The following is a 739-nucleotide window of genomic DNA, read 5'->3' as shown; positions in this document are numbered from 1 at the left end:
CCTGCTGAAGATGGCTGACCTGGACTGGGGTGTGCCGGACTATACGACCCTGTGCCGGCGGCAGAAGACCCTCTCCGTCCAGATCCCTTGCCGCAGCGCCGATGGCCCGCTCAACCTCTTGGTGGACAGCACCGGAATCAAGTTCCTCGGCACGGTGAGTGGCAGGCCCGAAAGCACGGCGTTCAAGGCCGTCGTCAATGGCGCAAGGTGCATCTGGCCATGGACACCGCAACTTCGGACATCCGGGCGGTGGAATTCACCCCCAGCAACGACGGTGACAGCCCGGTGCTGCCGGAGTTGCTGGACCAGATCCCAATAGGCGAAGAGATCGGCACTGTGACTGCTGACGGCGCCTATGACACGCGCCGCTGCCATACGGCGATCATCGACCGGCAGGCCACCGCGATCATTCCGATCCGCAAGAATGGGCGGCCGTGGAAAGAGGACTGCCCAGCCGCAACCGACAGAAACGAAACCCTGCGCGCCACCCGGCACTACGGCCGGGTGTTCTGGAAACGCTGGACCGGATACCACGCCCGCAGCAGGATCGAGGCCAAGATGCGTTGCCTCAAGGCCTTCGGTGAGCGCATTGCCGCAAGAGACCCCGATCGCCAGACCGCCGAAATCCAGATCCGCGTCGCACTGATGAACCGTTTCAACGCCCTCGGCACTGCCGAGATCGTTCGCGTAGCCGGACAAATACGGGGAAAGGGCCGGTCATGTCTCAAGCGAGAGTTAC

General features: G+C 63.3%; 1 pseudogene. It reads left to right on the top strand.

From position 1 onward, the window contains the following. A pseudogene (locus AX760_RS05500) lies at nt 1-739 on the top strand (IS5 family transposase); the annotation flags it as partial.

Origin of the sequence: Pararhizobium antarcticum, assembly GCF_001885585.1 — a bacterium.
Classification (GTDB): Bacteria; Pseudomonadota; Alphaproteobacteria; order Rhizobiales; family Rhizobiaceae; genus Pararhizobium; species Pararhizobium antarcticum.
This window is presented reverse-complemented; position numbering and strand designations above follow the sequence as displayed.